Here is a 16,311-nt window from a genome sequence, read left to right as displayed (position 1 = left end):
TCCGGTACCGACTATAGCCCAGATTTTGGCCTACATGCGAAATTCGTGCCCTAAATAGACCTGTCGTACGGTCTCGTTGGCCAGTAAGTCTTGGGGGCTGCCTTGGGCGAGCAAGGATCCGTCGCTGACGATGTAACCGCGATCGCACAGGTCGAGCGTTTCGCGCACGTTGTGATCGGTGATCAGGACGCCGATATCGCGTGCCGCCAACCCTCGGACCAGGCGTTTGATGTCGCTCACCGAGATCGGGTCGACCCCAGCAAAGGGTTCGTCCAGCAACACGTAGGCGGGGTCCATGGCCAGCGCACGGGCGATTTCGACGCGCCGCCGCTCGCCGCCGGATAGGGCCTGGCCGAGGCTGTCGGCGACGTGTTCGAGGTGGAACTCGGCCAGCAAGGCGTCGGCTTTTTGCTGGCGCTGGCGCTTATCCAAGTCGCGGCGTAATTCCAGTACCGCCAACAAGTTGTCGCGACTGGACAGTCGTCGAAAAATGCTGGCTTCCTGCGCCAGATAACCCAGCCCGCGCTGGGAGCGTCGGTGCATGGGTTGGCGGCTGACGTCTTGGCCGTCGATAGTGACCGCACCGCTGTCGGCTTTAACCAAGCCGACAATCATGTAAAACGAGGTCGTTTTGCCGGCGCCATTGGGACCCAGCAAGCCGACAATCTCGCCCGGTTCGACGCGCACCGACATGTCTTTGACGACTTGACGTTTGCCGTAGCGCTTAGCCAGACCGCTGGCTGTCAGTGCACGCTCAGTCACGAATTGTTGGGTGTCAGGGTCATTTGCACGCGCTCGCCGCTGCCCTGGCTGCTGGCTTCAAGGGTGCCCTTGGCTTGGCGGTAGATGACCGACTCGCCAATTACGGTGTTGGTTGACTGGGTCAACTCCGCGTCGCCGGTCAGGACCATAATCTGGTCGGTCAGGGTCCAGTCGATGGTGCTGGCAATGCCTTTGACTGGACCTTGTTCGACGTTTGGGGTGTCAGCAAAAATTGCTGGGCTGCCAGTGGCGGTCATGCTGTCGACCTGACCATTGATCAGCTTCGCGGTCAGTCGCGCCGCTTCAATGCGCAGTGCGCCCTGAGTCAGAATTACATTGCCGGTGTACACGGCGCGGCCAGCACGCTCATCAAAGCTGGCGTTGTCGGCGTTGACCGTGATCGGCAGGTCGCGATCTTCGGGCAGCGCAGCGGCGGCGGTGCTGAGGGTCAGCAACAGAGCAATTAGCGAGCGGGCCATAAGGTTGTGGTTACCTGTTGTGTCAGTTCGATGGTATCGGTTGTGGTTTCGATCCTGACCTGTCCGGCGCCTGCGGTAAAGTCGGGGGCGTGTATTTTCGCGTTGCCGGTGGCGGTCATAACGTCGCCTTGGTATTCAATTTGGTCGGCGTTCAAGGTTCGCCGCTCGGCGGCATGGGTAGCCGTTGCGTCGCCCTTGAGTAGCGTTCGATCCGGGTAGGTCTCGCCAATCGTCGACTCGGCTTGCCAGCCAGACAGTGGCCAGGTCAGCGCCGGCTGGGTGATCTGGCCGGGTCGGGAACCGTCAAAGTCGAGGGCTTCGGGGGCGGTCATGGTGCTTTTTAGCGCGCCGTCCGCATCGAACTGACGAAGGCGCGGGTTGACCACGCGCAGCGCCACGTCTTGTTCGGCGGCGGCCAAGTCAACCACCACGGGGCGCGCCCGAGTGTCATCCCAGCTGACCCAAATCAGTGCCGCTAGGATCAGGCCTGCGACCCAAACCGGGTTCATTCACCGACTCCGAATTCGGCCAATACGCTGGCCTGATGGCCCTGGGCCGCCAGCAGCGCATTGCACAGTTCGCGCACGGCACCCATGCCGCCGGCGGCGCGCGTCGCCTCAACACGTTCGCGCACCCAAGGGTCAGCACCCGGCACGGTACGCCCGACGCCAACCGCTAACAGTGCCGACAGATCGGGCAGGTCATCGCCCATGTAGGCAACCTGGTCCAGGGTCAGCTGTAACGTGCCGGTCAGTTCAGTAATCGCCGCCAGCTTGTCATCGCGGCCCTGGATGACGTGTGCGATGCCTAATTGGCGCGCCCGGTAGTCGACCATCGGCGATACTCGCCCTGTCACCAGCGCGACGGCGATGCCGTGGCTTTGGACCAATTTGATACCGAGGCCGTCTTGGGTGTGAAAGGGCTTGAGTTGCTCGCCGTCGCCGTCAAACCAGACCCGACCGTCGGTCAAAATGCCATCGACATCCAGCGCCAAAAGGCGAATTTTAGCGAGACTCATACGACACCTGCGCGCATCAGATCGTGCATGTTGAGTATGCCAATCGGGCGATCGTTGTCCGTGACCACGACCGCGTTGACCCGGGTTTCTTGCATGATGCGCACGGCCTCGGCGGCCAGAGTTCCGGGTTTGACACGCTGACCGCCGGCGGTCATGACCTGGTTGACTGCGGTCGATTTGAGGCTCAGGTCCTTGTCCAGGGCGCGGCGCAAATCGCCGTCGGTAAACACCCCAATCAGTTTGCCCGTGACATCGGTGACCGCGGTGATGCCAAGCCCGCCGCGGGTGACTTCCATGATCGCATCGCTGACGGCCGCCTGGTCGCTGACACAGGGCAGTGCATCGCCGGCGTGCATCAGGTCGTCGACCTTCATTAATAGGCGTCGACCCAAGGCGCCACCGGGGTGGGAAAAGGCAAAGTCGTCAGCCGTGAAGCCGCGCGCTTCCAACAGCGCAATCGCCAGCGCATCACCCATCGCCAGTGCCGCCGTGGTGCTGGACGTCGGTGCCAAATTAAGCGGACAGGCTTCGCGCTTAACGGCCACTGTCAAATGCGCATGGCTGGCTTGGCCCAATGGGCTATCAGGGTTGCTGCTGATGCCGACCAGTTTGCTGCCCAGACGCGCCAGTAGCGGTAGCATCGCGACCACTTCGCCGGACGAACCGGAATTACTCAGCCCGATGACGACGTCGTCTTTAGTGATCATGCCCATGTCGCCATGGCTGGCTTCGCCGGGGTGAACAAAAAACGCCGGGGTTCCGGTGCTTGCCAGGGTCGCGGCCAGTTTGGTGCCAATGTGGCCGCTTTTGCCCATGCCGGTGACGATGACGCGGCCGGTGCAGGCCAGTATCAGCTCGCAGGCCCGTTCAAAATGCGGGTCCAGTGCCGCTGCCAAGTCGGTGATGGCGTCGGCTTCCAGCGTCAGGGTGCGGCGAGCACTGGCCAGGTAATCGAAGTGACTCATAAGGATGTCCATGTTAAGAGGCCGAGGTACCCGGCATAGATCGCAATGAGCGAGGCGCCGATCAGTTTACCGATCTGGCCGCGCCCGATCCATGCCAGCGCCAACACCAACAGCGTCAGGCCCAGCATGGTCATAAAGTCGCGCTGCAGCGTGAGCTCGGCGATGCGGACTTCGGCCAACAGGCCGGCGACGGCAAAGACTCCGCCGATGTTGAAAATATTCGAACCAATGACGTTACCGATGGCGATTTGCGGCTGGCCTTTGAGTGCGCCGGCAACGCTGGCTGCGACTTCGGGTAGGCTGGTCCCAATTGCGACCACGGTCAGGCCGACCACGACCTCGGGTACACCGAAGCCAATGGCCATTTCACTGGCGCCCCAGACCAACAGGCGTGCACTGGCCAACAGTGTCGTCAGCCCCAGCCCTAACCACAGCAGGCTGCGTCCGAGCGACAGTTTGTCTGCGCCCTCGGGGACTTCCTCGGCGTCGTGGCCGGCCGAGGCCAGCCAGGTCGCGACGCCACCGGCTATCAAAATGATGACGCCGTCGACCCAGTTAAGGAGGCCGTCCCACGCAATGGCAGTGCCCAAAATGGTGATTGCGACCAGCGCCGGTAGGGCGTGGGTTTTGACCCGCCGCGCCAGTGGGATGGTGACGATGCAGGCACTGATGCCCAGCGCCAAGGCAATGTTGGCGATGTTCGAACCGACCGCGTTGCCGACCGCCAGGTCCGGCGCGCCGGTGGTGACGGCCATGACCGAGACCAGTACTTCGGGCGCCGAGGTCCCGATCGCGACAATGGTCATGCCAATGACCAGCGGCGAGATATTAAATTTAAGGGCGACGCCGCTGGCCCCCTCAACAAAGCGGTCAGCCGACCAAGTAAGCGCCACGATGCCGATGACGATCGCGGTGGTGTATAGCCACATGAGGATAGGGTGTTCCTGTATTGCAAGCGAAAGACGGCGACGTCCATGACGTTGCCCAGGGAAATCAGTATGATGCGCGCTCCAGTCACTGTCGAGTAGCCCCTTGACCGCACACATCCAGATTGAAAACCTGCATTTCGCGCGCGCCAATCGCCCGATTTTCACAGGCGTCGACATGGAAATTGCCCACGGCGAAGTGGCGGCGATCATGGGCCCGTCTGGGACCGGAAAAACCACCCTGTTACGCCTGATTTCAGGGCAGTTGCGGCCCGATCAGGGGCGCATATTGATCAACGGCAAAGACGTCCATCGCCAGTCCAAATCCGGTTTGATGGGGCTGCGCAAATCGATGGGGATGCTGTTCCAGTCCGGGGCGTTGTTCACCGACATGACGGTGTTGGAAAATGTCATGTTTCCACTCGACGTCCACACCGATTTAAGTCGCTCGATGATTCGCGCAATCGCCTTGTTGAAATTAGAGGCGGTTGGCTTGCGCGGCGCCGCAGACTTTCGCCCGGACCAGTTGTCCGGTGGCATGGCGCGCCGGGTCGCGCTGGCCCGAGCAGTCGCGTTGGACCCCAGCCTGATGTTGTATGACGAACCGTTCGTCGGTCAGGATCCGATTTCAATGGGTGCGCTGCTGCGCTTGATCGAAGCGCTTAACGAAGCGCTGGGCATCACCAGCGTGATCGTTTCACATGACTTGCACGAGACCTTCATGGTCGCCGATCGGGTCCATATTTTAAGTCAGGGCGTGTGCATCGCCGGCGCCGCCTCCGAGCAAATCCAAAACAGCGACGACGCTCGGGTTCGCCAGTTTATTGGTGGCCATCCAGACGGCCCGGTACCGTTTCACATGCCGGCTGATCCGCTGACACAGGCGTTGGCCGATGCATAATGTTCTGCAGGCCCTGGGCCACGCTACTCTGAACCGACTGGCTGGATTGGGGCGGGCCTTTTCGGTCCTACTCCAGGCGGTGTTTACCCCGCGCGGCGCGGGCGCCAAACTGGCGCTGTTGTGGCCGGAAATTTTCAGCGCAGGCGTGCTTAGCCTGCTGATTATTGCGGTGTCCGGTTTGTTTATCGGCATGGTGCTGGCGTTACAGGGCTACTCGATTTTGGTCGACTTTGGCAGCGAGCAGTCGCTGGGCCAGCTGGTGTCGTTGACCTTGCTGCGTGAATTGGGACCGGTAGTTACGGCGCTGCTGTTTGCAGGGCGTGCCGGCAGTGCCATGACCGCGGAAATCGGTTTGATGAAGGCCACCGAGCAGCTCGCCAGCTTGAGCATTATCGGTGTTGACCCGATCAAGCGCGTGGTCGCGCCGCGCTTTTGGGCCGGCGTCATTTCGATGCCGCTGTTGGCGCTGGTATTTTCGGCGCTGGGTATTTTGGGTGGCTACCTGGTTGGGGTGAAGTGGTTGGGGGTCGATGCCGGAGCGTTCTGGGGCAACATGCAGGCGTCGGTGGATTTTCAGGTTGACGTCCTCAATGGCCTGATTAAAGCCTTTGTATTTGGCATTTTTGTAACCTGGATTGCGGTGTTCCAAGGGCTCGATTTGATCCCGACCGCGGAAGGTATTAGCCGTGCGACGACCCGAACGGTGGTGTACGGGTCGCTGTCAGTGCTGGCCTTGGATTTCTTTTTGACTGCCATGATGTTTGGAGACTTTTAATGAGCATGCGGGTAATTGAAATTTGTGTCGGGGCCTTTGTGGCGCTTGGCCTCGCGGCTCTGGCCTGGCTGGCGATCAGCGTCAGCGGCCTGAGCTTCAACGGCCCGGGTGACGAGTATTTGGTCAGCGCGCGTTTTAGTAACGTCGCCGGGCTGAAGCCGCGCGCCAAGGTCACCAGCGCCGGAGTAACCGTTGGCCGGGTCGCCGAGATCCGCTTGGATCCCGAGATTGGCCAGGCCGAGGTAATCATGGCCATCGAATCACGCTTCGATCAGTTCCCGCTGGATTCGGCGGCCTCGATCTTGACCGCGGGCTTGCTCGGCGAGAAGTACATCGGCATCCGTTTTGGCGCCGAATTTGACATGCTGATGGACGGCGATGAGATCATGGATACTCAGTCGTCTCTGGTATTAGAAGACCTGATTGGGCGCTTTCTGTTGAACTCGTCGGGGGGCGATTGATGCGTTGGGCGCGCCCGGACGGTGATGCCCAGTGGGAGTCGCGTGTAGCAGCGGCTCGCGCCAGCGCCGACGATAGTGCTGATTTAGGTGATTTTGAGCAGGGGTCCAGCGCCCTGTTGGCGGCATTATGCCGGGTCCAGACAGGCCGCTCGACCGCTTTAAAGTTGATTAACGTGCCGGATGGATTGCTGGGCTTAGCCCGCGTCGCCGGTGTTGAACCTTGGTTTACTTGGAATGAACAATGATTGAGCAAATTACACAAACACTGCGCGCGTCTTTTGCAGATGCCGACATTCAGGTCCAGGGCGAGGGCGGTAAGTTCTTGTTACAGGTGACCGATACGGGCTTTGACGGACTCAACGCGGTTAAGCGCCAGCAAAAAGTCTACGCAGGCTTGGGCGACTTGATTTCGTCCGGTGCGGTGCACGCCGTCACCATCGTCGCTAAGACACCCGCGGAAGTGGCCGCGGCAACTGGATTCAATCAGGTTTAATCATGGATAAATTACAAGTCATCGGCGGCTCCACGCTGCGCGGCGAAATTCCGATCAGCGGTGCCAAGAATGCAGCCTTGCCGCTACTGGCGGCAACGCTGTTGAGCGCAACCCCGGTGCGCTTGACCAACGTTCCGCACCTGGACGACATCACCACCTTGCTCAAGTTGCTGGGCCAGTTGGGTGCCCAGGCGGTGTTTGATGATCAGGATGGGGTCGAGGTTGACGCCAGCGAAATCACGAGCGTCGACGCGCCCTACGAGTTGGTCAAAACCATGCGCGCATCAATCTTGGTGCTCGGGCCCTTGGCGGCACGCTTTGGTAAGGCGAGGGTGTCGTTGCCCGGCGGCTGCGCAATTGGCGTGCGTCCGGTCGACTTGCACTTGGCGGCACTGGCGCGCATGGGTGCCGAGATCACCCAAGAGGGTGGTTACATCAACCTTAGCGTGCCCGGTGGCCGGCTCAAGGGTGCCCACATCTTGTTTGACATGGTGACCGTCACGGGCACCGAAAATATCATGATGGCGGCGGCCTTGGCGGACGGTGTTACGGTCATCGAGAACGCCGCTCAAGAGCCGGAAATTGTCGATCTGGCGATCCTGTTGCGACGCATGGGCGCCCGTATCAAGGGCGATGGCAGCGCTAAAATCACTATTGAAGGCGTCGCCAAGTTGGACGGTGCCGAGCACAGCGTGGTGCCTGACCGTATTGAAACCGGTACGTATTTGGTGGCGGGTGCCATGACCGGCGGCGACATCCGGGTCACCCATACCTTTGCGCACCTGTTGGAACCGGTTTTGCTGAAGCTCGAGGAAGCGGGGGCTGTCTTGGATATCCAAGACGACTCGATTGGCTTGACCATGAAAGGGCGTCCGCGCGCGGTCAATATCAACACCGCGCCGCACCCGGGTTTCCCGACCGACATGCAAGCCCAATTTTTGGTCTTGAACACCATGGCCAACGGCATCGGCAAAGTCAGCGAGAACATTTTCGAAAACCGCTTTATGCACGTGCCGGAACTGCAGCGTATGGGTGCCGACATTCAGCTGGACGGCCACACCGCCACTATCCGCGGGGTCGAGCGTTTGCAGTCAGCGCCGGTGATGGCGACTGATTTGCGCGCCAGTGCATCATTGGTTATCGCGGGCCTGGCGGCCGAGGGCACGACCCTGGTTGATCGGATCTATCACATGGACCGTGGCTATGAGCGGATTGAAGAAAAACTACGCGGCGTCGGCGCCAACGTGAGCCGCATTAAATGAATCCGTTGATTATCGCCCTTTCAAAAGGGCGCTTGCTGACCCAAACCTTGCCGCTGTTGAAGGCGGCCGGGATAGAGCCGGCCGAAGACCTATCGGATTCACGCAAACTGATTTTCGACACCACCCGCGATGACGTTAAATTTATCGTTTTGCGCGCAGTCGATGTGCCGACCTTTGTGGCCCGTGGTGCGGCCCATCTGGGTGTCAGTGGACTGGACCAGATCGCCGAGCAGAACCTCGATGATTTGTACCTGCCGTTGGATTTGAAGGTGTCGGTGTGCCGTTTGATGACCGCCGGCGTGGTCGGCGCGCCGCTGCCGCTCGGCCGTCGCCGGGTCGCCACCAAATACCTGCACTTGGCGCGCGAGTACTATGCTCGCACGGGCGTTCAGGTCGAACTGATTAAGTTGTATGGCGCGATGGAATTAGCACCCTTGGTGGGTCTGGCCGATGAAATTGTCGACATCGTTGACACCGGTAACACCTTAAAGGCCAATGGACTGGAACCGCGTCAATTGATCATGCACTCGTCGGCGCGTTTGGTGGCCAACAAAGCCGCATGGAAAACCCGTTTCGAACAACTCAAACCTTTGGTCGATCAAATGGAGGCTGCGCTGGTATGAGCGTAAAACCTTGGCGCGATGTGATTCGCCACCTGCAGTGGTCCGACGCCGACGCGCCGACCGCATTAGCGCTGATGACCCAGTGGGAGGCGGTCGCTGACCTCCAGCTGAACGATACCGTCAACGGCGTGTTGGCGGCGGTGCGTAGCGAAGGCGATGTGGCGCTGGTGCGCTTTACCGAACAATTTGACCGCCACCGCAATGCCCTCGAAATCCCAGCGGGCGAGTGGGCCGCCGCGCGTGCGCGAATCGCGCCTGAATTGGAGGCGGCACTGGTCGCTGCCGGCGAGCGTGTACGCGAGTATCACCAGCACCAAAGTGCCGCTGATTGGTCGTATACGGATGCCTTGGGCAACTCGCTGGGCCAACGCATTCGCCCATTGGACCGTGTCGGTGTCTACGTGCCTGGCGGTAAAGCGGCGTACCCCAGCAGCGTGTTGATGAACGTGATGCCAGCCAAGGTCGCCGGCGTCAGCGAGATCATCATGGTGGTGCCAACGCCGGACGGCGTGGTCAATGATGCGGTGCTGGCGGCGGCCGACATTGCTGGCGTCGATCGCGTGTTTGGCATCGGTGGCGCCCAAGCCGTTGCGGCCTTGGCGTTTGGTACCGAGAGCGTGCCGGCGGTGGATAAAATTGTCGGTCCCGGTAACGCCTATGTGGCGGCGGCAAAGCGCGCCGTATTTGGCCGCGTCGGCATCGACATGATCGCCGGACCCAGTGAAATACTGGTGGTCTGTGACGACAGCTCCAATCCGGAGTGGGTCGCGATGGATCTGTTTAGTCAGGCCGAACATGACGAAATGGCGCAGTCCATTTTGGTCTCGCTGTCACCGCGCATGACCACTGCGGTGTTGGACGCGATGTCGCGCTTGCTGCCGAGTTTGGAGCGCCGCGAGATTGTTGAAGTGTCGCTGCGCGAGCGTGCCGTGATCGTGGATGTCGCCAGTACCGAGCAAGCCTGTGAGCTGATCAATCAGGTCGCCCCGGAGCACCTCGAATTGTGCGTTGATGACAGCACCGCGTTAATGGCCGGTATTCGCCACGCCGGTGCTATTTTCCTGGGTCACCGTGCGCCGGAGTCACTGGGCGATTACTGCGCCGGCCCCAACCACGTATTGCCGACCTCGGGGACCGCGCGTTTTGCCAGTCCGTTGGGTGTCTATGATTTCGTTAAGCGCTCCAGCGTGATGCAAATATCAGCCGAGGGCAGTCAGGTGCTGGGCCAAATTGCCTCGGTGCTCGGCCGCGCCGAAGGCCTGACCGCGCATGCGCGTGCCGCTGAAATGAGGCTGGCGCATGACTGACTTGCGCGGCTGGATCGAACGCACCGTGCGCACCGATGTTCAGGCCCGTACGGCTTATGCGGTGGCGGATCCGGGCACGGCGATTCGGCTCAATCAAATGGAAAATCCCTTTGGTTGGCCGGCGGACCTGTGGCGTGCCTGTATGGAATCGCTGAGCGGCGCTGAAATCAACCGCTACCCGGATGCTGCCGGCCGCGAGCTGATTGCGGCGATTCGCGCGCATGATGATTTGGACGACGCCTGGGGGGTGATGCTGGGCAATGGCAGTGACGAGATCATCCAGCCGCTGATCCAGGCCATTTGCGACGGCGCCCGGCCGGTCATGGCCCCGGCACCGAGTTTCGTGATGTTCGAGGTCATTGCTGGCCAATGTCGCGTGCCGTACGTCGGCGTCGATCTGAATCGTGATTTTTCACTGGACGCGGATGGCCTGATCGCGGCTATGCAGCGGCACAATCCGGCGCTGCTGTTTTTGGCCCAGCCGAACAATCCGACCGGCAACCTGTATGACGAGGCGGATCTGCGCCGGGTCATCGAGGCCTGCCCCGGCTTGGTGATTATTGACGAGGCCTATGGTCCGTTTTCGTCGCGCAATCATCAATCCTGGTTGGGCCAGTACCCGAATTTGCTGGTGATGCGGACGTTTTCGAAAATGGGGTTGGCGGGCCTTCGCTGTGGCTATCTGGTCGGTGATGTCGCATGGATCGAACAGATCAATAAGGTCCGGCTACCGTACAATTTGGGTGTGCTGAACCAGGCGGTGGCGCGATTCGCGTTGACCGAAGGGCGTGCTGTGTTGGCCCAACAGAGCGCCGCCTTGCGAGTGGGTCGGGATCAGCTGTTCGACGCCTTGAGCGCGCGCGGGCTGCGGGTCCACCCCAGCGAAGCGAATTTCATGTTGCTCGAAGTCGACCAGCCGAGTGCGGTCAATGCGTCGATCGCCGCCCAGGGCGTGCTGATCAAGGATCTCTCCAAGGCCCACCCGATGTTGGCCCGGTGCCTGCGGGTTTCGATCGGCACGGACGCTGAAAATGCGGCCTTTCTGGCCGCCTTGGACGTCGCTTTAAAGGCCCAGCGCTAGGGACTACTGGGCTTGGGGTCGCACGCCGATTTCGACATTCAGGTCCAGCTGCGTTTGTTCCCTTAGCACCGTCAGCACGGTTTTTTGGCCCGGCGCCATGTCGGTAATTTGCAGCATCGCGGTGCGGCCATTGGTCACCGGGCGGCCATCAATCGCGGCCAGTACGTCCCCGGGCAGCATGCCGGCAATCTGCGCCGGGCTGTCGCGGTACACGGTGGTGATTACCAGCCCATCCATCACACCCAGAGTTTTGCCCAGCTCATCGCTTAGGGCTTCGACTTCGATGCCCAAGAAACCTCGAATCACTCGGCCAAAGGTCAAAATCTGCTGCATGACGTCCAGCGCCAAACTGGTCGGGATGGCGAAGCCGATGCCTTGCGAGCCGCCACCGCGGCTAAATATGGCACTGTTGATGCCAATCAGCTCGCCAAATATGTTGGTCAAGGCGCCCCCCGAATTACCCGGGTTGATCGCCGCGTCGGTTTGAATGAAGTCTTCAAAGGTGGCCAGTCCGGCAATCCGCCCGGTCGCGCTCAAAATACCCTTGGTGACGGACTGGCCGACGCCAAATGGGTTGCCAATGGCCAGTACGCTGTCGCCGATTTGCGAGGGCGATTGTGCGATCGGGATGACAGGCAAATTAGGCAGCTCAATTTGCAGTACCGCCAGGTCCGATTCAGGGTCGCTGCCGACCCGCCGCGCAATGGCGCGTCGCCCATCCCGCAGCTCGACCAATACCACCGGTGCGTCCGCGATGACGTGATGGTTGGTCAATATGTGGCCTTGGTTGGAAATGATCACGCCGCTGCCCAGCGGTGCCGTCGAGCGGTCCTGGCGAAGATTGCTGTTGAGGTATTGACGCAGCGTGGCGTCACTTAGTAGCGGGTGGTCCGCGGCCAAGTTCTGGGTCGAGGTGTGGATGTTGACCACTGCCGGTGCGGCCCGGGAGACCGCTTCACGGTAGCTGCCGGGCGGCGGCGTCGACATACTGCGCTCGGCGCTGGGCAATACGTTAAGCGACAGTTGCGGCGCGCCATCACGCCCTTGCCACCACAGTACGCTCATGGCGATGGCTAAGCCTGCGACGGCGGGTAGGGCAATGGTGCTGGCAATTGCAGCGATCTGTTCACGAAGTCGATTCATGTGCGTATCTTACGCACAAACCTTGATAAAGCGGATGCCATGACCCCGACCGAACTGGAAACTCAAATCAATGCGTGGCTGGCGCCTGAGCGCTTCAGCGATTACGCACCCAATGGGCTTCAGCTGGACAGTGATCGGCCCGTCCGGACGCTGGTCAGCGGAGTGACCGCTAACCAAGCGTTGATTGATGCGGCGGTGGACGCGGGCGCTGACGCGCTGTTGGTTCACCATGGTTGGTTTTGGAAAGGCGAATCGCAGACCCTAACCGGCCTCAAGGGACGCCGGGTGCGAACCATGCTGGAAGCGGGTATCAGCCTGCTGGCCTATCACTTGCCGCTGGATGCGCATCCACAACTGGGCAATAACGCCGAATTGGCGCGTCTGATGGGCTGGCGCTCGGATGCGCCGTTGAACCCCGAGGGGATCGGAAACTTAGGCAGTTGCGACCCCATATCCGGTGCTGATATGGCGGCCGCGTTGGCGCTTAAATTGGGCCAGGCGCCGTTGTGGATTGACGCCAGGCGGCCGATTCATCGTTTGGGATGGTGCACCGGGGCGGCCCAGTCCTACTTTCAATCGGCCATCGATCAGGGCGTCGACGCCTTTGTTACCGGGGAGATTTCCGAACCCATGGTGCACCTGGCGCGTGAGGCGGGGGTGCATTACTTTGCCGCCGGCCATCATGCCACCGAGCGCTATGGGGTTCAGGCCTTGGGCCGGCGCCTGGCCGAGCAGTGCGGCCTGGCGCATCAGTTTATCGAGATCGCCAGCCCCGTTTAAGAGGCGCTGGTTTGGCCGCGCTGGCTGGCTTCGCTCAGTGTGCCCGGGGTTTCTGAATAGTCGCGCGGTTGAGCGGCGTCGTCCGCCAGTAATGTTTCCGGCGCCGGCGGCTCGATCAACGCCTTGATCTCGCTGTCCGGGTCGATATCAGCCGGATCCATCAGCGCCCGTTGGCCCTCGGCCAAGTGTTCATGGACCGCGCGGTATTGGCTGGACAGCTGGTTGACCAGCCGAGCGGTCTCGTTGAAATGGTCACTGATTTGGTGTTGCAGGGCCGTGTGGCGCTGATCGGCCTCTTGCATGCGCGACTCTAAGTCCGCGCGGGCCTTTAAGTCAGGCCGAGTGTTGCGGCCCCACGTGAATCCGATGCCGCAGCCGACCAGGCCAATGGCGGCTAAGTAAAACCAATATGCGGTAGTCATAAAGCCCAATTTCCTCTTTTCGTCGGTTTCAGTGTACCAAGCCTTGGGAGGGCGTGGGGTAGCGTTTACACTTTCAGCTCTGTATCTAATCTGATTGAGGCAGCTGATGTCCCGGCCCCAAGAAATCCCCCTGCGAATTGATTACCTGGAGGCTGTATTGACGGCCGTCGCCGTCGATCAGCCCGACCCCGCGGTGTCCGATGTGGCGCTGGTGTGCCATCCGCATCCGCTGCACGAGGGCAGTATGAACAATAAGGTCGTGACCACCCTGGTTCGGATGGCGCGTGATTTGGGGCTGCCGGCGTTGCGCTTCAACTTTCGCGGGGTCGGCGCCAGTGCGCTGGTCTGGGATGAAGGTCGTGGCGAGGTCGACGACGCCGAGTTGGCCGCTGCTGAGCTGCGCCGGCGCTACCCGAATGCTCGGCTGTGGTTGATGGGCTTTTCGTTTGGCGGCTATATCGCCGCCAAACTGTCCGAGCGCCAGTCCGTGGCCGGCTTGGTGTTGATTGCCCCGGCCGCCAGTCGCTTTGATATGACCGCCGTGCAAAGTCAGGTGCCGACCCTGGTCGCGTTTAACCGCGATGATGACGTGGTTACCCCGGTCTCGATGCAGGCGTGGGTTGATGCTCAGCATACGCCGCCGAGTTGTGTCATCGATGAGGTCGGTGGGCATTTCTACCACGGCCGTTTGGGCCCCTTGAAGCGTGCCGTCCAGGCCTGGCTGGAGGCGCAGCGCCGATGAATCCGCTGACGCGCTATCAGGCGCTGCTGGATAGCGGCGAGATCTACCCTGATCCGTCTCAGGCCGCTGCGGTCGGGATGCTGGACCAGCTGCGCTCCCGCCTGATCAATTTTCAGCCGGCGCACCCGGCCAAGGGCTTTGTCAGTAACCTGTTAGGGCGCTGGAAGCCACCGCCGCCTCCCTTGCCCGAACGCGGGCTGTATTTTTGGGGCGGGGTCGGGCGTGGCAAAACTTTTTTAATGGACTTGTTCTACGACAGCCTGCCGTTCGAGGACAAAAAGCGCATTCACTTTCACCGGTTCATGTTGAGCGTGCACGCCCAGTTGCGTGAAATGCAGGGCCAGCCGGATCCGCTAGAGCGGGTCGCCGATCGTTTGGCGGATGATATGCGGGTGCTGTGCTTGGACGAGTTCATCGTCACCGACATCACCGATGCGATGATCTTGGCGAATCTGTTTCGAGGCTTGTTCCGGCGCCAGGTGGCATTGGTCACCACCTCCAACGTCGAGCCACGCTGGCTGTACAAAGACGGCTTGCAGCGGGCCTTATTTTTGCCGGCCATTGACATGCTGTATGCGCACTGTGAGGTGTTTAATCTGGACGGTGGTACGGACTGGCGGTTGCGCGTGTTGACCCAGGTCGAGTTGTACCTGGATGCCCAGCGGCCGGATGCGGACCTTTTGCTGGCTCAGGAATTCGCCCAGCTGGCGCCCGGTCAGGTTCACGAGGGCGTAAAGATTGACGTCAATGGTCGTCAATTCAGTACCCGGGCGATCAGCGACGATGTGGTCTGGTTCAGCTTTAAAGAGTTGTGCCAGGGCCCGCGATCGACCAGCGATTACATTGAGTTGGCTAAGCGTTTTCATGCACTGGTGGTCTCGGACGTTCCAGTCCTGACCGATCAGATGGACGATGCCGCACGACGATTTGTAAATTTAATTGATGAAGTTTACGACCGTAATGTTAAATTGATCGTCAGCGCCGAGGCGCCGTTAATGTCGCTCTATCAGGGGTCTCGTGTGACCTTTGAATTTGATCGAACCGTGTCCCGACTCACGGAAATGCAGAGTCAAGAGTATTTGGCTCAACCGCATTTGCCATGAGGGGTTGATATCATCGGGGACGCTCTATAGAATCCTCCCCCTCGTTAATGGGGTGCGCCCCACAAGCAGCAGCAGGAATTATGAAGACTTTCAGCGCCAAAACAGAAGAAGTCAGCCGCGAATGGCTGGTAGTAGACGCGGCGGGCCAAACTCTAGGTCGCATGGCGACTGAGATTGCACGCCGTCTGCGTGGTAAGCACAAGGCCGAGTACACGCCTCACGTAGACACCGGTGATTACATCGTCGTAGTAAATGCAGAGAAAGTCGCAGTGACTGGCCGCAAAGCAAGCGACAAGATGTATTACCACCACACAGGATTTCCGGGTGGCTTGAAAGAAGCCTCGTTCGAACAGTTGATCGAACGCCGTCCCGAGAAAGTGATCGAGTTTGCCGTAAAGGGCATGCTGCCTAAGAACCCCTTGGGTCGCGCCATGTATCGCAAACTTAAAGTTTACGCTGGTGCGGAACATCCGCATGCGGCCCAAGAGCCGAAGCCTCTGGCTCTGTAAGGAACGATTATGTCAGCGATTCAGAACTACGGCACAGGCCGACGCAAGACCTCAGCCGCACGCGTATTTTTGCGCCCCGGTAACGGCACTATTACTGTTAACCAGCGTCCGGTGGACGTGTATTTCGGTCGCCCGACCGCACGTATGATCGTGCGTCAGCCGCTGGAATTGGTTGCGATGTTGGAAAAGCTCGACGTTTACTGCACCGTCAAAGGTGGTGGTGAATTTGGTCAGGCGGGTGCAATTCGTCACGGCATTACACGTGCCCTGATGGAAATGGACGAAACTCTGCGCCCTGCGCTGCGTAAAGCTGGGTTTGTAACCCGCGATTCGCGCATGGTTGAGCGTAAGAAGGTCGGTCTGCACAAAGCGCGTAAGCGTCCGCAGTACTCGAAGCGTTAATACGCTTTTGGTGGTGCGAAAGCCCGGCTTGGTCCGGGCTTTTTTGTGGGCGCTCGATTTTGCGGTCGCCTGCCGCTTTCGGTTTTGCGCCAATCGGCCGTGAAAAGCGCCCCTGTGCGGCTATTTGCTTACACCCAAAACTTGATTACGCGCGCCT

22 protein-coding genes are annotated in these 16,311 nt (G+C 60.3%); 14 read left to right on the top strand and 8 right to left on the bottom strand.

Annotated elements, in window-relative coordinates; all coding sequences use genetic code 11:
- Window positions 1-30: 30 nt before the first annotated feature.
- The 6 genes from lptB to GH975_RS10515 are packed head-to-tail and all read right to left on the bottom strand — an operon-like array spanning window position 31 to window position 4,153.
- Window positions 31-762 (bottom strand): LPS export ABC transporter ATP-binding protein, encoded by a 732-nt coding sequence (gene lptB / locus GH975_RS10540; RefSeq protein WP_211365808.1) that lies wholly within the window; start codon window positions 760-762, stop codon window positions 31-33.
- Entirely contained in the window at window positions 759-1,241 is a 483-nt protein-coding gene (lptA, locus tag GH975_RS10535) for a lipopolysaccharide transport periplasmic protein LptA (RefSeq protein WP_153714484.1), read from the bottom strand. The genes lptB and lptA overlap by 4 nt, the downstream gene beginning before the upstream one ends.
- Window positions 1,226-1,750 (bottom strand): LPS export ABC transporter periplasmic protein LptC, encoded by a 525-nt coding sequence (lptC, locus tag GH975_RS10530; protein WP_153714483.1) that lies wholly within the window; start codon window positions 1,748-1,750, stop codon window positions 1,226-1,228. Before lptC ends, lptA begins: the two co-directional genes overlap by 16 nt.
- A complete protein-coding gene (locus GH975_RS10525) occupies window positions 1,747-2,259 on the bottom strand; it encodes a KdsC family phosphatase (RefSeq protein WP_153714482.1) in 513 nt (170 codons plus the stop codon). The genes lptC and GH975_RS10525 overlap by 4 nt, the downstream gene beginning before the upstream one ends.
- Window positions 2,256-3,224 (bottom strand): KpsF/GutQ family sugar-phosphate isomerase, encoded by a 969-nt coding sequence (locus GH975_RS10520; RefSeq protein WP_153714481.1) that lies wholly within the window; start codon window positions 3,222-3,224, stop codon window positions 2,256-2,258. Before GH975_RS10520 ends, GH975_RS10525 begins: the two co-directional genes overlap by 4 nt.
- Window positions 3,221-4,153, bottom strand: coding sequence for a calcium/sodium antiporter (locus GH975_RS10515; protein WP_153714480.1), 933 nt, complete (start codon window positions 4,151-4,153; stop codon window positions 3,221-3,223). The genes GH975_RS10520 and GH975_RS10515 overlap by 4 nt, the downstream gene beginning before the upstream one ends.
- Window positions 4,154-4,256: 103 nt before the next feature.
- Here GH975_RS10515 and GH975_RS10510 point away from each other — a divergent pair, with 103 nt between their 5' ends.
- The 9 genes from GH975_RS10510 to hisC are packed head-to-tail and all read left to right on the top strand — an operon-like array spanning window position 4,257 to window position 11,053.
- Window positions 4,257-5,051 (top strand): ABC transporter ATP-binding protein, encoded by a 795-nt coding sequence (locus GH975_RS10510; protein WP_246164719.1) that lies wholly within the window; start codon window positions 4,257-4,259, stop codon window positions 5,049-5,051.
- Window positions 5,044-5,826, top strand: coding sequence for a lipid asymmetry maintenance ABC transporter permease subunit MlaE (mlaE, locus tag GH975_RS10505; protein WP_153714479.1), 783 nt, complete (start codon window positions 5,044-5,046; stop codon window positions 5,824-5,826). The genes GH975_RS10510 and mlaE overlap by 8 nt, the downstream gene beginning before the upstream one ends.
- Window positions 5,826-6,287, top strand: coding sequence for an outer membrane lipid asymmetry maintenance protein MlaD (gene mlaD / locus GH975_RS10500; protein WP_153714478.1), 462 nt, complete (start codon window positions 5,826-5,828; stop codon window positions 6,285-6,287). Before mlaE ends, mlaD begins: the two co-directional genes overlap by 1 nt.
- Window positions 6,287-6,532 (top strand): hypothetical protein, encoded by a 246-nt coding sequence (locus tag GH975_RS10495; RefSeq protein ID WP_153714477.1) that lies wholly within the window; start codon window positions 6,287-6,289, stop codon window positions 6,530-6,532. Before mlaD ends, GH975_RS10495 begins: the two co-directional genes overlap by 1 nt.
- Entirely contained in the window at window positions 6,529-6,780 is a 252-nt protein-coding gene (locus GH975_RS10490; protein ID WP_153714476.1) for a BolA/IbaG family iron-sulfur metabolism protein, read from the top strand. Before GH975_RS10495 ends, GH975_RS10490 begins: the two co-directional genes overlap by 4 nt.
- Window positions 6,781-6,782: 2 nt before the next feature.
- Entirely contained in the window at window positions 6,783-8,042 is a 1,260-nt protein-coding gene (murA, locus tag GH975_RS10485) for a UDP-N-acetylglucosamine 1-carboxyvinyltransferase (RefSeq protein ID WP_153714475.1), read from the top strand.
- Window positions 8,039-8,665 (top strand): ATP phosphoribosyltransferase, encoded by a 627-nt coding sequence (gene hisG, locus GH975_RS10480; protein WP_153714474.1) that lies wholly within the window; start codon window positions 8,039-8,041, stop codon window positions 8,663-8,665. Before murA ends, hisG begins: the two co-directional genes overlap by 4 nt.
- Complete coding sequence (gene hisD / locus GH975_RS10475) at window positions 8,662-9,972, top strand: histidinol dehydrogenase (protein ID WP_153714473.1); 1,311 nt, start codon at window positions 8,662-8,664, stop codon at window positions 9,970-9,972. Before hisG ends, hisD begins: the two co-directional genes overlap by 4 nt.
- A complete protein-coding gene (hisC, locus tag GH975_RS10470) occupies window positions 9,965-11,053 on the top strand; it encodes a histidinol-phosphate transaminase (RefSeq protein WP_211365807.1) in 1,089 nt (362 codons plus the stop codon). The genes hisD and hisC overlap by 8 nt, the downstream gene beginning before the upstream one ends.
- A gap of 3 nt (window positions 11,054-11,056) precedes the next feature.
- On the opposite strand, the gene GH975_RS10465 is transcribed toward hisC, so the two are convergent.
- The gene (locus GH975_RS10465) at window positions 11,057-12,196 is read right to left on the bottom strand and encodes a S1C family serine protease (protein WP_153714472.1); all 1,140 of its coding nucleotides are present in this window, start codon (window positions 12,194-12,196) and stop codon (window positions 11,057-11,059) included.
- A 39-nt stretch (window positions 12,197-12,235) separates the two neighbouring features.
- On the opposite strand from GH975_RS10465, the gene GH975_RS10460 reads away from it, so the two are divergent.
- A complete protein-coding gene (locus GH975_RS10460; RefSeq protein ID WP_153714471.1) occupies window positions 12,236-12,976 on the top strand; it encodes a Nif3-like dinuclear metal center hexameric protein in 741 nt (246 codons plus the stop codon).
- Here GH975_RS10460 and GH975_RS10455 read toward each other — a convergent pair.
- Window positions 12,973-13,398: a YhcB family protein gene (locus GH975_RS10455; protein WP_153714470.1), complete on the bottom strand. Its 426-nt coding sequence runs from the start codon at window positions 13,396-13,398 to the stop codon at window positions 12,973-12,975. The genes GH975_RS10460 and GH975_RS10455 overlap by 4 nt on opposite strands.
- Window positions 13,399-13,504: 106 nt before the next feature.
- Between GH975_RS10455 and GH975_RS10450 the strand changes: the two genes are divergently transcribed.
- The 4 genes from GH975_RS10450 (at window position 13,505) to rpsI (ending at window position 16,154) form a co-directional block, all read left to right on the top strand.
- Window positions 13,505-14,140 carry an alpha/beta hydrolase gene (locus GH975_RS10450; protein ID WP_153714469.1) on the top strand — a complete coding sequence of 212 codons (636 nt, stop codon included), beginning with the start codon at window positions 13,505-13,507 and terminating at the stop codon, window positions 14,138-14,140.
- Window positions 14,137-15,243, top strand: a complete 1,107-nt coding sequence (zapE, locus tag GH975_RS10445; RefSeq protein ID WP_153714468.1) for a cell division protein ZapE — start codon at window positions 14,137-14,139, stop codon at window positions 15,241-15,243. The genes GH975_RS10450 and zapE overlap by 4 nt, the downstream gene beginning before the upstream one ends.
- A gap of 80 nt (window positions 15,244-15,323) precedes the next feature.
- Window positions 15,324-15,752, top strand: coding sequence for a 50S ribosomal protein L13 (gene rplM, locus GH975_RS10440; protein ID WP_153714467.1), 429 nt, complete (start codon window positions 15,324-15,326; stop codon window positions 15,750-15,752).
- A gap of 9 nt (window positions 15,753-15,761) precedes the next feature.
- Window positions 15,762-16,154 carry a 30S ribosomal protein S9 gene (gene rpsI, locus GH975_RS10435; RefSeq protein ID WP_153714466.1) on the top strand — a complete coding sequence of 131 codons (393 nt, stop codon included), beginning with the start codon at window positions 15,762-15,764 and terminating at the stop codon, window positions 16,152-16,154.
- Window positions 16,155-16,311: the final 157 nt, after the last annotated feature.

Origin of the sequence: Litorivicinus lipolyticus, from assembly GCF_009650135.1 — a bacterium.
Classification (GTDB): Bacteria; Pseudomonadota; Gammaproteobacteria; order Pseudomonadales; family Litorivicinaceae; genus Litorivicinus; species Litorivicinus lipolyticus.
This window is presented reverse-complemented; position numbering and strand designations above follow the sequence as displayed.